The 14,387-nt window shown below is 38.6% G+C and carries 13 protein-coding genes; 4 read left to right on the top strand and 9 right to left on the bottom strand.

All coding sequences use genetic code 11. The features are described from left to right. Positions 1–61: 61 nt before the first annotated feature. From bsdcttw_RS01590 to bsdcttw_RS01575, 4 genes are all read right to left on the bottom strand, one after another. A complete protein-coding gene (locus bsdcttw_RS01590) occupies positions 62–787 on the bottom strand; it encodes an N-acetylmuramoyl-L-alanine amidase (RefSeq protein WP_225903762.1) in 726 nt (241 codons plus the stop codon). 80 nt (positions 788–867) lie between these two features. Continuing rightward, positions 868–2,574 carry a glycosyl hydrolase family 18 protein gene (locus bsdcttw_RS01585; protein WP_185257711.1) on the bottom strand — a complete coding sequence of 569 codons (1,707 nt, stop codon included), beginning with the start codon at positions 2,572–2,574 and terminating at the stop codon, positions 868–870. Between the two features lie 486 nt (positions 2,575–3,060). After that, positions 3,061–3,723: a hypothetical protein gene (locus tag bsdcttw_RS01580; RefSeq protein WP_185257710.1), complete on the bottom strand. Its 663-nt coding sequence runs from the start codon at positions 3,721–3,723 to the stop codon at positions 3,061–3,063. Between the two features lie 25 nt (positions 3,724–3,748). Further along, positions 3,749–5,113 carry a serine/threonine-protein kinase gene (locus tag bsdcttw_RS01575; RefSeq protein WP_185257709.1) on the bottom strand — a complete coding sequence of 455 codons (1,365 nt, stop codon included), beginning with the start codon at positions 5,111–5,113 and terminating at the stop codon, positions 3,749–3,751. Positions 5,114–5,550: 437 nt separating this feature from the next. Here bsdcttw_RS01575 and bsdcttw_RS01570 point away from each other — a divergent pair, with 437 nt between their 5' ends. Further along, a complete protein-coding gene (locus bsdcttw_RS01570) occupies positions 5,551–6,342 on the top strand; it encodes an adaptor protein MecA (RefSeq protein ID WP_185257708.1) in 792 nt (263 codons plus the stop codon). A 77-nt stretch (positions 6,343–6,419) separates the two neighbouring features. Here bsdcttw_RS01570 and bsdcttw_RS01565 read toward each other — a convergent pair whose 3' ends face one another. Then, a complete protein-coding gene (locus tag bsdcttw_RS01565) occupies positions 6,420–6,623 on the bottom strand; it encodes a DUF1858 domain-containing protein (protein WP_185257707.1) in 204 nt (67 codons plus the stop codon). Between the two features lie 212 nt (positions 6,624–6,835). Here bsdcttw_RS01565 and bsdcttw_RS01560 point away from each other — a divergent pair, with 212 nt between their 5' ends. Further along, entirely contained in the window at positions 6,836–7,003 is a 168-nt protein-coding gene (locus bsdcttw_RS01560) for a DUF362 domain-containing protein (protein ID WP_185257706.1), read from the top strand. A gap of 136 nt (positions 7,004–7,139) precedes the next feature. On the opposite strand, the gene bsdcttw_RS01555 is transcribed toward bsdcttw_RS01560, so the two are convergent. The 4 genes from bsdcttw_RS01555 to bsdcttw_RS01540 form a co-directional block, all read right to left on the bottom strand. Beyond that, complete coding sequence (locus tag bsdcttw_RS01555; protein ID WP_185257705.1) at positions 7,140–7,802, bottom strand: helix-turn-helix domain-containing protein; 663 nt, start codon at positions 7,800–7,802, stop codon at positions 7,140–7,142. Positions 7,803–8,120: 318 nt separating this feature from the next. Continuing rightward, on the bottom strand, positions 8,121–9,452 hold the full coding sequence (gene dnaB, locus bsdcttw_RS01550) for a replicative DNA helicase (RefSeq protein ID WP_185257704.1): 1,332 nt from the start codon (positions 9,450–9,452) through the stop codon (positions 8,121–8,123). A 123-nt stretch (positions 9,453–9,575) separates the two neighbouring features. After that, positions 9,576–10,022 (bottom strand): 50S ribosomal protein L9, encoded by a 447-nt coding sequence (gene rplI / locus bsdcttw_RS01545; protein ID WP_185257703.1) that lies wholly within the window; start codon positions 10,020–10,022, stop codon positions 9,576–9,578. Positions 10,023–10,087: 65 nt separating this feature from the next. Further along, the gene (locus tag bsdcttw_RS01540) at positions 10,088–12,145 is read right to left on the bottom strand and encodes a DHH family phosphoesterase (protein WP_185257702.1); all 2,058 of its coding nucleotides are present in this window, start codon (positions 12,143–12,145) and stop codon (positions 10,088–10,090) included. 237 nt (positions 12,146–12,382) lie between these two features. On the opposite strand from bsdcttw_RS01540, the gene bsdcttw_RS01535 reads away from it, so the two are divergent. Together bsdcttw_RS01535 and bsdcttw_RS01530 are read left to right on the top strand one after the other, a co-directional pair. Beyond that, a complete protein-coding gene (locus bsdcttw_RS01535) occupies positions 12,383–12,808 on the top strand; it encodes a MarR family winged helix-turn-helix transcriptional regulator (RefSeq protein ID WP_185257701.1) in 426 nt (141 codons plus the stop codon). Between the two features lie 14 nt (positions 12,809–12,822). Further along, the gene (locus tag bsdcttw_RS01530) at positions 12,823–14,271 is read left to right on the top strand and encodes an MFS transporter (protein ID WP_185257700.1); all 1,449 of its coding nucleotides are present in this window, start codon (positions 12,823–12,825) and stop codon (positions 14,269–14,271) included. Positions 14,272–14,387 lie beyond the last annotated feature (116 nt).

The following is a 14,387-nucleotide window of genomic DNA, read 5'->3' as shown; positions in this document are numbered from 1 at the left end:
TTCCGGTATTTCTTTTGCATAACAGCTACATTATAACACCATATCCAGCCTAATACCATGTTTATTTATTTTCCAAGGTATTGAGGTAGCGGAAAATCCCAAGATGTATTGACCATGCAAGCTTTTCCTGATAATCATCCTTCAATAAAAGGGCTGCCTCTCTGCTATTGGACAGGTATCCGCATTCAACTATAATAATGGGGCAGTCTGTTTTTCTCAGCATATAATAGGAATCATTGGATTTGGCTTCTCTTTTGTTTCCGTCCTGCAAAGTTTCCTTTAACTGGCTTTGCATAATCTTAGCAAACTCTTCACCAGACTTGGACTTCGTATAATAAAATACCTGGGCTCCTTTAATTGCTTCACTGGTATAGCTGTTTTGATGGATACTGACAACTAACACTGCTTTGCTGTTATTAATGATATCCACCCGTTTACGCATATCAGCAGCTTTTTTATTACTATCACCGCTGCTGTAAAGTCCGCTGTCCGTGTCTCTGGTCATAATTACCTTAATATCATTTTGCTCCAAGAGCTTTTTCAGCCTCAAAGCTATGGATAAATTGATATCCTTTTCCAAAGCACCATTTATCCCTACTTTTCCGGGATCATATCCGCCATGCCCTGGGTCCAGAATAACAGTTATCTGCCCGTCCGTTTTACCTGTTTTGGTATCCCTCTGCATTACATCAACGGAGGGGTCGTTTAAGGTATAAACTGCCAGGCAGACAAAGCATAAAAACAATATGTGGAAATAGTTCCTGTAAAGTTTTCTGTGGTTTTTCACAATATAAATCCATTCAGGTTGTTTTACTATATTCTATGAGTAAAAGCCCTCCCCTATGAATCACATTACAATATGAATTTTTAATTCATATATTTTGCAATAACATTCCAGATGTCATCCTTCTCAAGTCCAAGCTTCCAACCGGCAATTCCGGCTACATTTCCCTTTGAAACTGCTTTTAACTTAGCTTCCATGGAATCCTCATCTTCCAGCCACATCTTATATACATCACCGTCTTTTGTAAATTCTCCATAGTATTGACCTGTCTTATCATCCCATTTTGCAGTGACACCGTTATCGATAAGCAGATTTGCTGCAGCATTCATACCATAAGCTTCAGATGATATCTTCACCGTTCCATCCTCATTTTTTGCCTCTTTCCACAATCTTGTGTAGAAAGGTAAGCCAATTATTACTCTTTCTTTGGGAACAGATTTCAGGATTTCACTCACCGCATTCTCTACAAAGCCTACAGAGGATACGGAACCACTTTCTTCTGAATTGCTGTGGTGTTCATCATAAGCCATAACGATAACATAATCAGCTACAATTCCCTGCTCCTCCCAATCATAATGAGAATTATAACTGGCCGGTACATAATTGTCTATGGAAAGTACGATGCCATTACTTCTGCACTTAACTGACAGCTCACGTATGAACTGGATATAATCCTCTCCGGCATCCTGAGGAATATTTTCAAAATCAATATTTATACCGTCTATTCCATCTTTGATGGTTTCTGCGATCAGTTCATTTACTAATTTTTTTCTGCTGGATGTGGATGAAAGCACCTTTTTCTTATCAACATCCGTATTAAAATCATCTACCAGTGCCCACACTTGAATACCCATATTATGTGCGCGTTCAACATAGCTCTCACTGGCAAGAGAAGTAATTCCTCCTTTATTGTCCGAAAGTTTAAACCAGGTAGGGGATACACAAGTTACCCCTTTTGCATCCTCTAATAGAGTTGCCAGATTACTGTTGGCCGAGGTATTGGTGACCTGATGCCATACCAGGTTCACTTTATTGTCCTGTGTAATATGTGAATAAGCCGGAGCCTTATAATTGCTTTTCAATTCGCTATAACCAGGTTTTATTACCCGGTTTGTCTTCACATAACCGATAATACCGTCTTTTGTAATTACTTTATAGAATTTTCCGCTTGTTACTTCGCTGGTATCAACAAGTGTAAGCTCTTCTCCTTCTTTTAACTCCTTTAGGATATCACTTTTAATACTTGACTTGTACCTAAGTTCGGTTTTCTTCTTAACCTTTGATGTAAGGATATCTCCCCATTTATACTCAATCACAACTCTGGAAGGGGATTTATAGAAAGTATAGTTCATATCAGTATACTGTTTCACAAAATCTATTGCTACATATGCATTCTGATTTTCCATGATAACCGGTTCATAGTCTGTTTTTACCTGACTGTTATTTTCATTATAAAAGCTATTGCCGATTTCAGCTCTTATAATTTCAGTCGGTGTGGTATAACTTAGAATATTCTCGTTAGAATCCCAGTAAAATCTTTTATTAAAGATATCTGCCACGGTATAATAATCAAGATATACCTGACCATCTTTTAATAATCCCTGTTTTTCATAAAGAGTATCCTGTAAAATGATCTGGACTTCGTCACCCTTAACCTGATAATAATCTGTAAGGGCCATTTGTTTATGGCTGGGAGTAAATTCCTTAATAACAGCAGATAGTATAATAACCAGCAATATTACCAGAGCAAGTGAGATTCCTGCCACTGTCATATTCCTTTGTTTTCTCATAATAAACCTCCATAAAGCGCGCTTTTCCTATTATTATAGCATTGAATCTGACAGTAGTCATTAGAAAAATCTACTTTTTTACATAATTCCCTTGTAGGCTTTAGCCGGTATGCAAATGAAAGTGGGATTCTTTTTAAAAGCTTTCTTTATTATCACCCTTCAATGGAGCTTTTAGTATAAGGGGCTGTTGCAAAATAGCCATAATAATCTCTAAAACAGGACTGGGTGTATAATAATACATTTTGCGTCGACTGGCCGAGCTCTTCTTGTGAAGCGGAGCGTTTTGAACGAGCGAGGGAAAAGCAGTTAAATGTATTATTATACACCCAATCTTTCAAAAGAATAAATTAGCTATTTTGCAACAGCCCCTTATGGTCTGCCGGTGTATTGAGGATACTTATTGCAGCCCTTTATTGACTTGCCTTTTGGATAAGAAGGTCATTTGTGATATGCTATACTTATACCAAGGGCAGATTACGTTAACAGTTATGTTCTTAAATTATTTAGTATGTACTTCGTAAAATTCATGGCATCAGGTGACAGAAAAAAAGGATCTTTTTCATATGGGATGGTAAGTATCTTTCCTGGCAGCGTTCTTCCATCAGAAGCCTTCCCCTTAAGTCTTCTGACTGCATCCGATACTTCTTTTGCGCTGCTGTGATTTATGCCGTAAATCCAATTCGCACTCTCTGGTATTTCCTCTGTTTCTGCTATAAATTCCTCCAAATAAAAGCGCTTCCAGGGCGAAAGACAAGAAACTATTATCTTCTTATCGCAGCGTAGAAATTCCTCCCTGTGATCTTTATAACTACTGCCAAAATCCATAACAATGCAGTCATAACCCTCGGATAAGATATCAAACATCTTTTCTCTTCGGACCCGCGGATAAAAAACTGCTCTAGATACCTGAAATTCTTCATCGAAAGAATCATTTTTATCCTCAGGGCAGAAATGATTTCTTAGAAAGCAGACATCCTTGTTGTCTGTCCAGTGAAGATATGCTGTATTCAACCCCAAACCTTCACTTAAGCAGGTGGTCAGCATAAGGCCCAGATGTGTGACCCCGGCACCTTTATGGGTGCCGGCAATTCCTATAATCTGCTTGCCAAACACCTTGTTTTTTATGGTTTTCCCTTTGAAGATATGCAACGAAGCACCTCCTGGCATCAATTGGTTATTCCGGTTCCATAATTCCCTCCAAGAAATCCTTCATTTCTTTCGAGAATTCATTTGTGAAAGGATTCGGTTCATACGGAATGCGGTACCACTGCTGTCTGTCAGCGAGCCGCCTTCTTTCATTGCTGCAAAAATCCCTGTAATCTTTTCCGCTTAGAAAATTTAGCAGGAGTTTCACGGAATCTTCTTTCAGCCAATCCTCGGCTTGGATAAAATTACCTATTTCCCAGTCTTTCGTACCGATAAGAAAAAGCTTAATATCAGCCTCCTTATAACTATTATCCTCCTTGTAATCCACGCCTGAATCATATATGATAATAGAATACTTTTTAGTTTCAGGTGGAGTAGATAACAAGGAAAAAGGTAGATAGAAGCTGCTTTCCAACTGCCAGATACCATCCTTTTGAAGCGTGGCACCCCGTTTATTCAGTATCCCTCGTAAGTGCCCGGAAGGATTCTTTTCCACATAAAGACTCTTAATTCCTTTTTTATTTAGATATCTTGTAAGCATCAACGCCAGATGAGTAACTCCTATTCTGCTTTGTGCTCCTGCAATTCCTATCTTCAGGAAATCTCTTGATATTGCATTGCCATTGCTTATTTTCCGATTTTGTTCTAATAATTTCTTTTTTAATTCAGCAACTGAAAGATAGCGAAAAACTGGATGATATCTGAAGGCTTTTTGGATAATATTTTGAAGGCCCTTTGAATACAGCGCTTTTGCTGTATCGAAGAAATGATTACTGTTGTTCGAAAGAGGTATTTCCCCCATTGTCATATAATATAACAGAGCACCGATGGCATATACATCACTTTGCTCATTGGGAATGCCGTTCTTTAATTCCGGTGCGGAAAAACCCTTGGTCCCTAATAAAATTTTTCGTTTTTCTGCTGATTTTTTATAGATACAGGCACCAAAGTCAATTAATTTGACTTCTTTATTCTTTAAAATAATATTTCCTGGATTGAGGTCTAAATATAGGAGAGGCTTGTCCAAAGAATATAGATAGAGAAATAAATCACAGATTGCTGCACCGATAGAAATAACCAGGCTTTCTTTTAATCTTCCTTCCTGTTTTACGAAGTCTTTTAATAGAACACCTTCAATATATTGTTCAATAATATAGGAATATTCGTCATCTTCTTCAAAATCGTAGATTACCGGGATACATGGATGTGACAGACTTTTTAAGATAACAGCTTCGTGTAAGAGCTGTTCGTGAAGGGGGTTACCCTTAGGAATTCTTTTTATAGCACACTGAGAAACAAGCTTAATATGCTCCGCGAGAAATACTTCTCCGCTTCCGCCCTTTCCCAGAGTTTTTATGATTCGGTACTTACCAAACCAAATCGGGTTATTCATCTTCTCCTTTCTTGTTAGACTCATTACGGAAAAAATATCAATGATTTCTTTTTCATTATAACGTTATCTTAAATGAATCACAATCATTTTCTATTCATTGTAATTCACAAACTTTTCTAACTAACTTCGTCATAATGACGGAGTATCTTTTTTTGTAATTACTAATACTGAAATTATATGTAAATGTTTGTTACGGTAAAGCATATATTAGAATGAATAAGAGATAGCAATAAAGCAGGAATATCCATGAATTTGGCGGAAAAAATCTCTTGACTAAGTAATATGAATAAATTATACTTTGAATACAACATCACTATAGCTATCTTTATACCTAGTACTATATCAGTGTTGCAGCACTCATAGTCTGTTACAGCAATAGAATGCCTGCAAGGCGGCCACAATATCGCAGGCCAGCACATAGAAAAGGATGTGATTCTATGAAGATAGAGAAAATTAGCGAACGTCAGATTCGCTGTACTTTGAGCAGAGATGATTTAGTGGATCGGGAGTTACGTATCAGTGAGCTAGCCTATGGTAGTGAAAAAGCGAAAGCCTTATTCCGTGACATGATGCAGCAGGCAAATTACGAGTTTGGATTTGAAGCAGAAGATATACCGTTGATGATAGAAGCAATACCTGTTTCACCGGAGTGTTTGATTCTGGTGATAACAAAAGTAGAGGATCCGGATGAACTGGATACCAGATTTTCGAAGTTCTCACCTGATGACCATGACAGTGACGATGTATATGAGGATGATGGCGATGACTCCTATGCTGATGAAATTATCAACTCCTTTGGACAAATAGACGACTTACTCTCCGACAACACATCGGAGGATAACGAGGATTTCATTCCTTTGGCAGAAGCCTTATCCATTAATAAAGAAGAGCCTTCTGAAAAGCTGACAGAAACAAAGACAGTATCCTATCAGACTAATCTGATGAAAGTATATTCCTTTAAGTCACTGGATGAAGTCAGCAAGCTTGCAGCAGTAATCGGTCACTTCTACAGCGGTCAAAATACACTGTATAAGAACCCCCTGAACTCCATTTATTATCTTGTAATATCAAAATCCGAGCACACGCCGGAAGAGTTTAATAAAATCTGCAATATTGTCTCGGAATACGGTAAACTTGAACCCACTACCTATGCAAGTACCTATTATTACGAGGAACACTTTGATCAGATTATAAAAGGTAAGGCCGTACAGGTTTTATCTCAGATATAAGACTTTATGAGTCGCAGGCAAGAAATCAAAAAAAGATTCTGTAGCAGTTTTGCTACAGAATCTTTTTTGATTTTTATCTATTTATTTTGCAAATATTCATTAATTGTTTCCATTAATTCATCTGCATCCATGCCATGAACCATCGCAGCTTCTTCCAAAGATTCTCCCTGAGAAGAAGGACAGCCGATGCAGTGCATTCCTGATGCTAAAAGAATAGGAATGATACCCTGATCAACGGTTATGATTTCACCGATTGTCATGTCCTTTGATACCTGTGCCATTTTAATTCCTCCTTGTTTATCAAAAGCTAACTTATCTGTATTGTTTACTATTACATTATAATCCATGACAATGATGCCGTCAAGGCGGTATTTCTCGCGCTACCGCCAGGCAAACAGCAACTTTCTTTTCGAAGTTTATGTATATTTTACTTGTATTATAGGCTTGTTTATATTAAAATAATAGTTGAAAAATAAAAAGGAGGTACATAAAAATGGCATATAAAATTACAGATGAATGTATTAGCTGCGGCGCATGTGCAGGAGAATGTCCTGTTGGAGCAATTTCTGAAGGTGCTAGTCACTATGAAATCGATGCTGATGCCTGTCTTGATTGTGGTGCTTGTGCAGCTACATGTCCTACAGGTGCTATTGAGGCTTAATTCAACAAAGCATTGCATTTGTTGAGTTCCTTCTATAGATATTATCGCAGACTGGTCTGCGATTTGCATGGGCTTAATATATTCAAAGAAAAAGACTGTATGCTTTACTCTAAGAGTCAAGCCTCGGTCTTTTTTATTATCTGAATTTTTTTGATTTTCCGAAGGCTTTTTTATGTTTCTTTATCAGTCCCGCTGCTGCTTCTGCTCTTCCTAGCTGAATTTCTCTTAAAGCTTTATCAAATTGTTTGTATCTTTCTTCTTCCCTTTCTTCCTTTATCCTCAACAAATAGTCCATCTCTTTTATCACCCGGTCTGTTACATTTTCACTTACCGTTTCTGCCATAAGTTCATTATTGTCTCTTAATGCGTCAACAAAAAGGCCCTCCATAATGGCCTTGAATTGGCTTAGTTTCTGTTCTGTTTTGGGGTAGCTGTTTCTTTCTTCACTCTTTGGCAGATTCTTTTCAGCAATGGAAATACTAAGCGGTTCCTCTTTCACCAGCTCCTCTACGTACTTTTTGTCCCACTCATCCTTCATTTTTCCGATTTCGCTTTCATCTGTACTTTTCATCTTCTCCAATTCCGGCAGCAGAATCTTTATAGCCCTTAACTGATACCCTTTCTCTTTTAACACCTTAACAGCTTTAAAAATTTCTATGTTTTCTTCCGTATAATATCTATGTCCCATTTCATTCCGGTTTATATGTAAATCCAGCTCCTCTTCCCAATACCGTAACGTATGCTGTTCAACATCTACTTTTTTCGAGGCCTCCGATATGATATAGCGCATTTCTTGCATTCCTCATCCTCCTGAGTTTGTAATTTATTTACATTAATTTTATTATAGCATAGAGCCTGTCCATTGCAATAAAAAGCAGGTACTTTCTTTCCGCTCTCCTCGACACTATGGCAGAAAAAAAAACGGCGGGAATCAAAAACAGACTTTCAAAAGAAAATAATTTCTCTTGAAAGCCTGCTTTATAGAAGATATCATAATAATTTGTCACGGTTATTTATAGTTCCTGTTAAACTTTGTATGAACTATGCTTTTCATTTTTCACACTTCAATCATACCTGCAGCTTTGCATGAAATGTTCTTTTTAATAATTCACACAAGTTAACTTCTTTCCAGGTTAGCAAACTTCGTATACTGGGACTGCCATGCCAGCTTAACGGTCCCTGTAGGACCATTTCTTTGTTTGCCGATTATAATTTCTGATATGCCCGCTTCCTCTGAATCATGATTATAGTAATCATCACGGTAGATGAACATTACAATATCGGCATCCTGCTCAATAGCACCGGACTCACGAAGGTCAGAGAGCATCGGTCTTTTATCAGGACGCTGCTCCACCGCACGGCTTAACTGAGACAATGCAATAACCGGAACATTCAATTCTCTGGCTATACCCTTTAAAGATCTTGATATTTCTGAGATTTCCTGCTGTCTGGATTCGTTTTTCTTACTGCCGGTCATCAACTGAAGGTAGTCAATAATTACCAATCCAAGATTATGTTCTAATTTAAACTTTCTGCATTTAGATCGAAGCTCACCGACGGAGATACTGGAAGTATCATCAATAATTAAATTAGAATTTCCGATTGCTCTGGCACTCTCTACCAGCTTAATCCAGTCCTCGTCTGATAATTCACCCGTCCTGATGGACTGGGAATTTACCTTTGAGTGCATGGACATAATACGTTTTACAAGCTGGTCCTTTGACATTTCCAAACTGAAAATGGCTGTAGTTACATTTCCTTTTAAAACAACATGTTCTGCTATATTTAATACAAAGGCTGTCTTACCCATGGAAGGTCTCGCAGCTATCAGTATTAGGTCCGAGGGCTGAAGCCCTGCTGTTTTGTAATCCAAGTCATAAAAACCGGTTGCAACTCCCGTTACACTTCCTTTATTGCGGGCAGCCATTTCAATACTCTCCAGGGACTGAAATACAATGTCTCTGATACCAACAAAATCTCCGGTATTTCTTTTCTGAAGAATATCAAACATCTTCTTTTCCGAATCCTCTAAGATATTTTCCAGCTTCTCTTTATCCAGATAACATTCGTTGGATATGGATTCTGTAACTTTTATAAGCTGCCTTAAGGTTGATTTTTCTTTAACAATCCCGGCATAATACCGTACATTGGCAGAAGTCGGTACGGATGCTATAATATCTCGAAAAAATTCCAGACTGCTTAGCTCTTCCGGAACTTCCTTTTCTTTTAACTTATTTTGCAGAGTGATTAAATCTACCGGCTTTCCTTCATTATATAATTCCAGAATGGCATCAAAGAGCACTCCGAAACGCTGCTCATAAAAGTCCTCACCGCTAACAAATTCCGATGCAGCCGAAATGGCATCCTTATCCATTATCATAGAGCCAATAACTGACTGCTCAGCCTCACCATTGTGTGGAAGAACTTTTTTTATAAATGCCTCATCCACGGTATTTCCTCCCTATTCCCGTATCTATCAATTTTCTTAAGTTTAATTTTTGTAACCTTTTTCAAGATATCTCTTTTTATAGGTCTAAAAGACAAACCGACGGAAAATCAGTTTCCTTCCTACTTACTGTTCTATAACCTTCACCTTTAATTCAGCGGTAACCTGAGGATGCAGTTTGACAGGAACCGTATGGGTTCCAAGAGTTTTAATAGGATCATTTACCTGAAGTTTCTTCTTGTCAATATCCAGTCCATACTGGGACTTTAATTCCTGGGCGATTTCCTTGGAGGAGATAGAACCGAAGGTTCTTCCGCCTTCGCCGGTCTTTATTCTTACTTCCAGGGTCTTGCTTTCTATATCTTTTCCAAGCACTTTTGCTTCTTCTAAGATTTCTTTCTGCCTTTTTTCCTCTGCAGCTTTCTGTAACTTTAAGTCATTGAGGTTTTTTGCATTGGCTTCCACTCCCAGTTTTTTAGGAAGAATAAAATTCCTGGCGTAGCCATCACTTACATTAACCATTTCACCCTTTTTACCTAATGCTTTTACATCCTGTGTTAATATAATCTGCATAATATAATGCCTCCTTTATTCAATCATCCGGAATCCTAGCTGATATTTATCACATTTGACCCGGCTTATAACTCGCCTTCCTTCTTCATAGTTGAAAGGGTTGTCTTTAAATTATAAGTAGCTTCTGAGAGGGTACAGCCGGTAAACTGTGCACCGGCAACACTCATGTGACCGCCTCCGCCTAATCTTTCCATAATAAGCTGCACGTTCACTTCATCAATTGATCTTGCACTAAGATATATTTTTTCATTAAATTCTGTGAAAACAAAAGATGCTCTGATATTATTAATATTAAGAAGCTCATTTGCAACCTGTGCGCCAAGAACAGTGGGGCTGTTAATACCCGCACTGGCGCATATGGTAATAGCATAATGCTCCATATAAACTTCTGTGCCGCTAATGGCTTCCGCTTTCGTCTTATATTCATCCATGTCACTGCGAAAGGCTTTTCTGATTCGCGTTACATCTGCGCCGCTTCTCCTTAGAAATGCTGCAGCTTCAAAGGTTCTTACCCCTGTTTTTGTCAGGAAATTGTTTGTATCAATCATAATACCAGCGTACATAGCATCTGCTTCCACCTGTTTCAAACGGAGACCGTCTCCGATATACTGCAGGATTTCTGCTACCATCTCGCAGGAAGAAGAAGCATAGGGCTCTATATAGGATAGAACAGGATTTTCGATTGCTTCTCCGGTCTGTCTGTGATGATCCAGTATTACAATGGTTTTGGTCAGACTTAAAAGTTCCTTGCACTCTGTATAACTCGGCCGGTTTACATCAACAATTACCAAAAGTGTATTATTATCTACCAGTCCGATAGCCTGTTCACTCTTTAAGAACATATCATCTTCATAATCCGGATTATTGATAAACCTTGTCATTAAGGGCCTTACAGAAGTAGTAACTTCATTTATAACAATATGTGCTTTCTTATTTAACGTCTTTGCAATACGGTAAATACCAATTCCTGCACCAAAAGAATCTACATCTCCTATGGCATGGCCCATTATCACTACTTTATCTTTCGCTTCTACGAATTCTTTTAAGGCATGAGCTTTTACACGGGCCTTTACACGGGTACTCTTCTCTAATTGAATACTCTTTCCGCCGTAGTAAGATATCTTATCCCCATCCTTAATAACAGCCTGGTCTCCGCCTCTGCCAAGCGCCAGATCGATTGCCGCTCTGGCATATTCATAACTCGTCTGGTAGGATTCTACATTAACACCAAGACCAATACTGATTGTCACGGACATCTCATTACCGATATTAATCGTTCTAACTTCCTCCAGAAGATTGAATTTGTTATTCTGAAGCTGACTCAGGTATTTATGCTTAAATAGAAAAATATATTTATCTTTCTCCACTTTCTTGACAATAGCATCAATACTCTGCATATATTTATTAATTTTACGGTCTACCAAAGCGACCAGCAGTGACCGTCTGACTTCATCAATGCTTTCAAGAGCTTCCTCATAATTATCAATGTACAAAAGTCCTGTAATCATCCGCTGTTCCTGATTCTGTCTGGCTAAGGACTTTATCTCTGTTTCATCGTAGATATAGATTCCGATCAGGCTGTTAGAGTCATCTCCATGCCCGTCCTCTGCTGCATCCCAAACCTGCTCATCAAAGAAACCATTTGCAATAATTTTACGCAGAACTACCTTATAAAAGAAATTATCCTTTGTAAGATGAAGAATCTGATCCTGCATATCAATAGGCAGAACCGCTTCCGTGATCTCAGGAAAGATCCGGCTTATAGATTTCTTTGCCAGCTTTTCATCACCGACTACTTCAATGAATTCATTGTTCCCCCAAAGAAGTCTGCCCTGGCAATCAAGGACACCATAAGGCAGCGCCATATCCTTCAAGAGCTGTTTTTGAACCTGCCCGTAGTCCGCGGCATAGCGTACAATATCTCCCAGTATATTAGGCCGTTTATAAAAATATAAGACCAGGGCTATGATAATGTACACAACAACAAAGCCGTTCATCATAATGCCGGCTTCTCTGTCTGCTATATTGATACCAATATCCATTGTTATTAACAGCAAGGACAAAAAGAGGGGCCATCTTAGATATGACTGTAAGGCACCCTTAACTTTTACTTTCTTTTTCATTTTCTTAATCCTCTATATCATCGCAAGATGGTACTTAGTATAAATTATTTTGGAAGACATAATTCACACGCTTTGGAAAAGCATGGCTGTTAGTATTGCTTATTATATCATTTATGATGAAAGAATAAAAGACTTTTTTAAACCCGTTTAGTTTTTAACAATAAAGTTGACAACTCAATTTTATTGGAGGTATAATAACTCGAACATTACAAAATAATATATCAGAAAAGGTACAATATGAGTGTAAATAATCCGCTTACCAGACGTGTAGGACATATTACGAAGTGCAGCCAACAGCATATGGATGTTGTATTAAAGCCTCTGGAATTAAGCAGCGGCTCCTATCCGTTTCTTTTAACTCTATACGATGAGGAAGGAATTAATCTGGAGAAGTTAAGCCGAAAAATACATGTGGATAAAGCCTTGTCAACTCGTACGGTTCAAAAGTTGATTTCCTTAGATTATATAAAAAAGCTGCCTCATGATAACGACCAAAGATCCTGCAAACTTTATCTGACCGATAAAGCAAGGGAGGTTATCCCTTTTATAAGACAAGCTTTAGATGACTGGATTGAGCAGATTACCGTAGATATTCCGCCGGAAAAGCTGGAGGAGTTATACAGCATGTTGAATACCATTATGATACGCGCAGAAGAAAAGTAAAGGAATTTTAGATTATGGATATTGCCATCAAAGAAAATGATCATCCGACCACTGTACCCCGAAGTGTCAGATGGGGCATTTTATTTATTGTTGTTATGTCAGTTTTTATGTCCACCTTGGACAGTAGTATTGTAAATGTAGCACTTCCCACTATGTCAAAAAACCTCTCTGTATCCTCCGGCGCCATTGCCTGGGTAGTAAGTATCTATCTTATTGCAGTATCTGCTACGATGCTGCTCTTTGGCAGACTGGGCGATATATACGGCAAAACCCTTGTCTTTCAAATAGGTCTTGCTGTCTTTACCTTAGGTTCTCTTCTATGTGGTATTTCTGCTTCCCTTACCGTGCTTTTAATTGCAAGGGTAGTCCAGGCTATCGGTGCCGCTGGACTTATGTCTAACAGCCAGGGAATTATCACCCAGGTATTTCCGGATAAGGAAAGAGGCCGTGCTTTAGGAATCAACGGTGCTTTTGTAGCTCTTGGTTCGTTGGTAGGACCATCCCTTGGAGGTCTGATCGTTGATTTTACCAGATGGGAATATATCTTCTGGATTAACATACCAATCGGTATTATAGTAATTTTACTGTCCCTGAAATTACTCCCCCATTCCGGAAAGAAAATGAATGAGAAAGTTGATCTACCCGGTTCTCTCTTATTCCTGACCTTTATTGTACTGCTCTTTGGAGGTTTAGGACAGGTTCAGCAGGCAGGCTTTACTTCTCCCGCTGTAATAATAAGCCTTATCACTTCTGTGATACTCTTCTGCTTCTTTTTACGCAGGGAGAAACGCATTGAGATGCCTTTACTGGATTTATCTCTTTTCCACAGCAAATGGTTCAGTATCAGCTTAGTCTGCAGCTTTATAAGCTTTATCGCTATTTTTTGCTCCAATATCGTTATGCCCTTTTACCTGCAGGATGCTTTGGGATTATCCCCGAAAAGTGCGGGAATATTCCTTTCCATCTACCCTCTAATCCTGGCACTGGCCGCTCCCATAAGCGGATATATCTCTGATAAAATAGGTTCTGAAATTTTAACATTAATAGGACTTTGCCTTATCAGTATCGGATTGCTTTTAATGTCCACCCTGAATGCCAGCCCGAACTACCTGGCAATGGGTATGTATATGGGAATTATGTCCCTTGGTAATGCCCTGTTTCAATCCCCTAATACTTCACTTGTAATGTCTACTCTTCCAAGGAACAAACTTGGTATTGGCGGCAGTATCAGTGCTCTGGTCCGTAATCTTGGTATGATTGTGGGTATTACCCTTGCTACTACCCTTTTATATCAGGGAATGAGCGGGAAAGTAGGTCATCACGTAAGCGATATTACAACAGCCGGTACTTCGGCCTTCCTCTTTGCCATGAGAATTGTATATCTGACAGCTTTTGTTATCAGTATGACAGGCGCTGCGATTACTGCTTTTCGTTTATTTTCCAGAAAAAAAGAGCGTCAATAAACGGGGCTGTTACAAAATAGCTAATTCACTCTTTTGAAAGGATTGGGTGTATACTAATACATTTGGCTGCTTTTCCCTCGCTCGTTCAAAACGCTCCGCTTCACAAGAAGAGCTCG

This window comes from Anaerocolumna chitinilytica, assembly GCF_014218355.1.
GTDB classification, from domain to species: Bacteria; Bacillota; Clostridia; order Lachnospirales; family Lachnospiraceae; genus Anaerocolumna; species Anaerocolumna chitinilytica.
The sequence above is the reverse complement of the archived record's forward strand: the minus strand, read 5'-3'. Positions and strand labels throughout refer to the sequence as shown.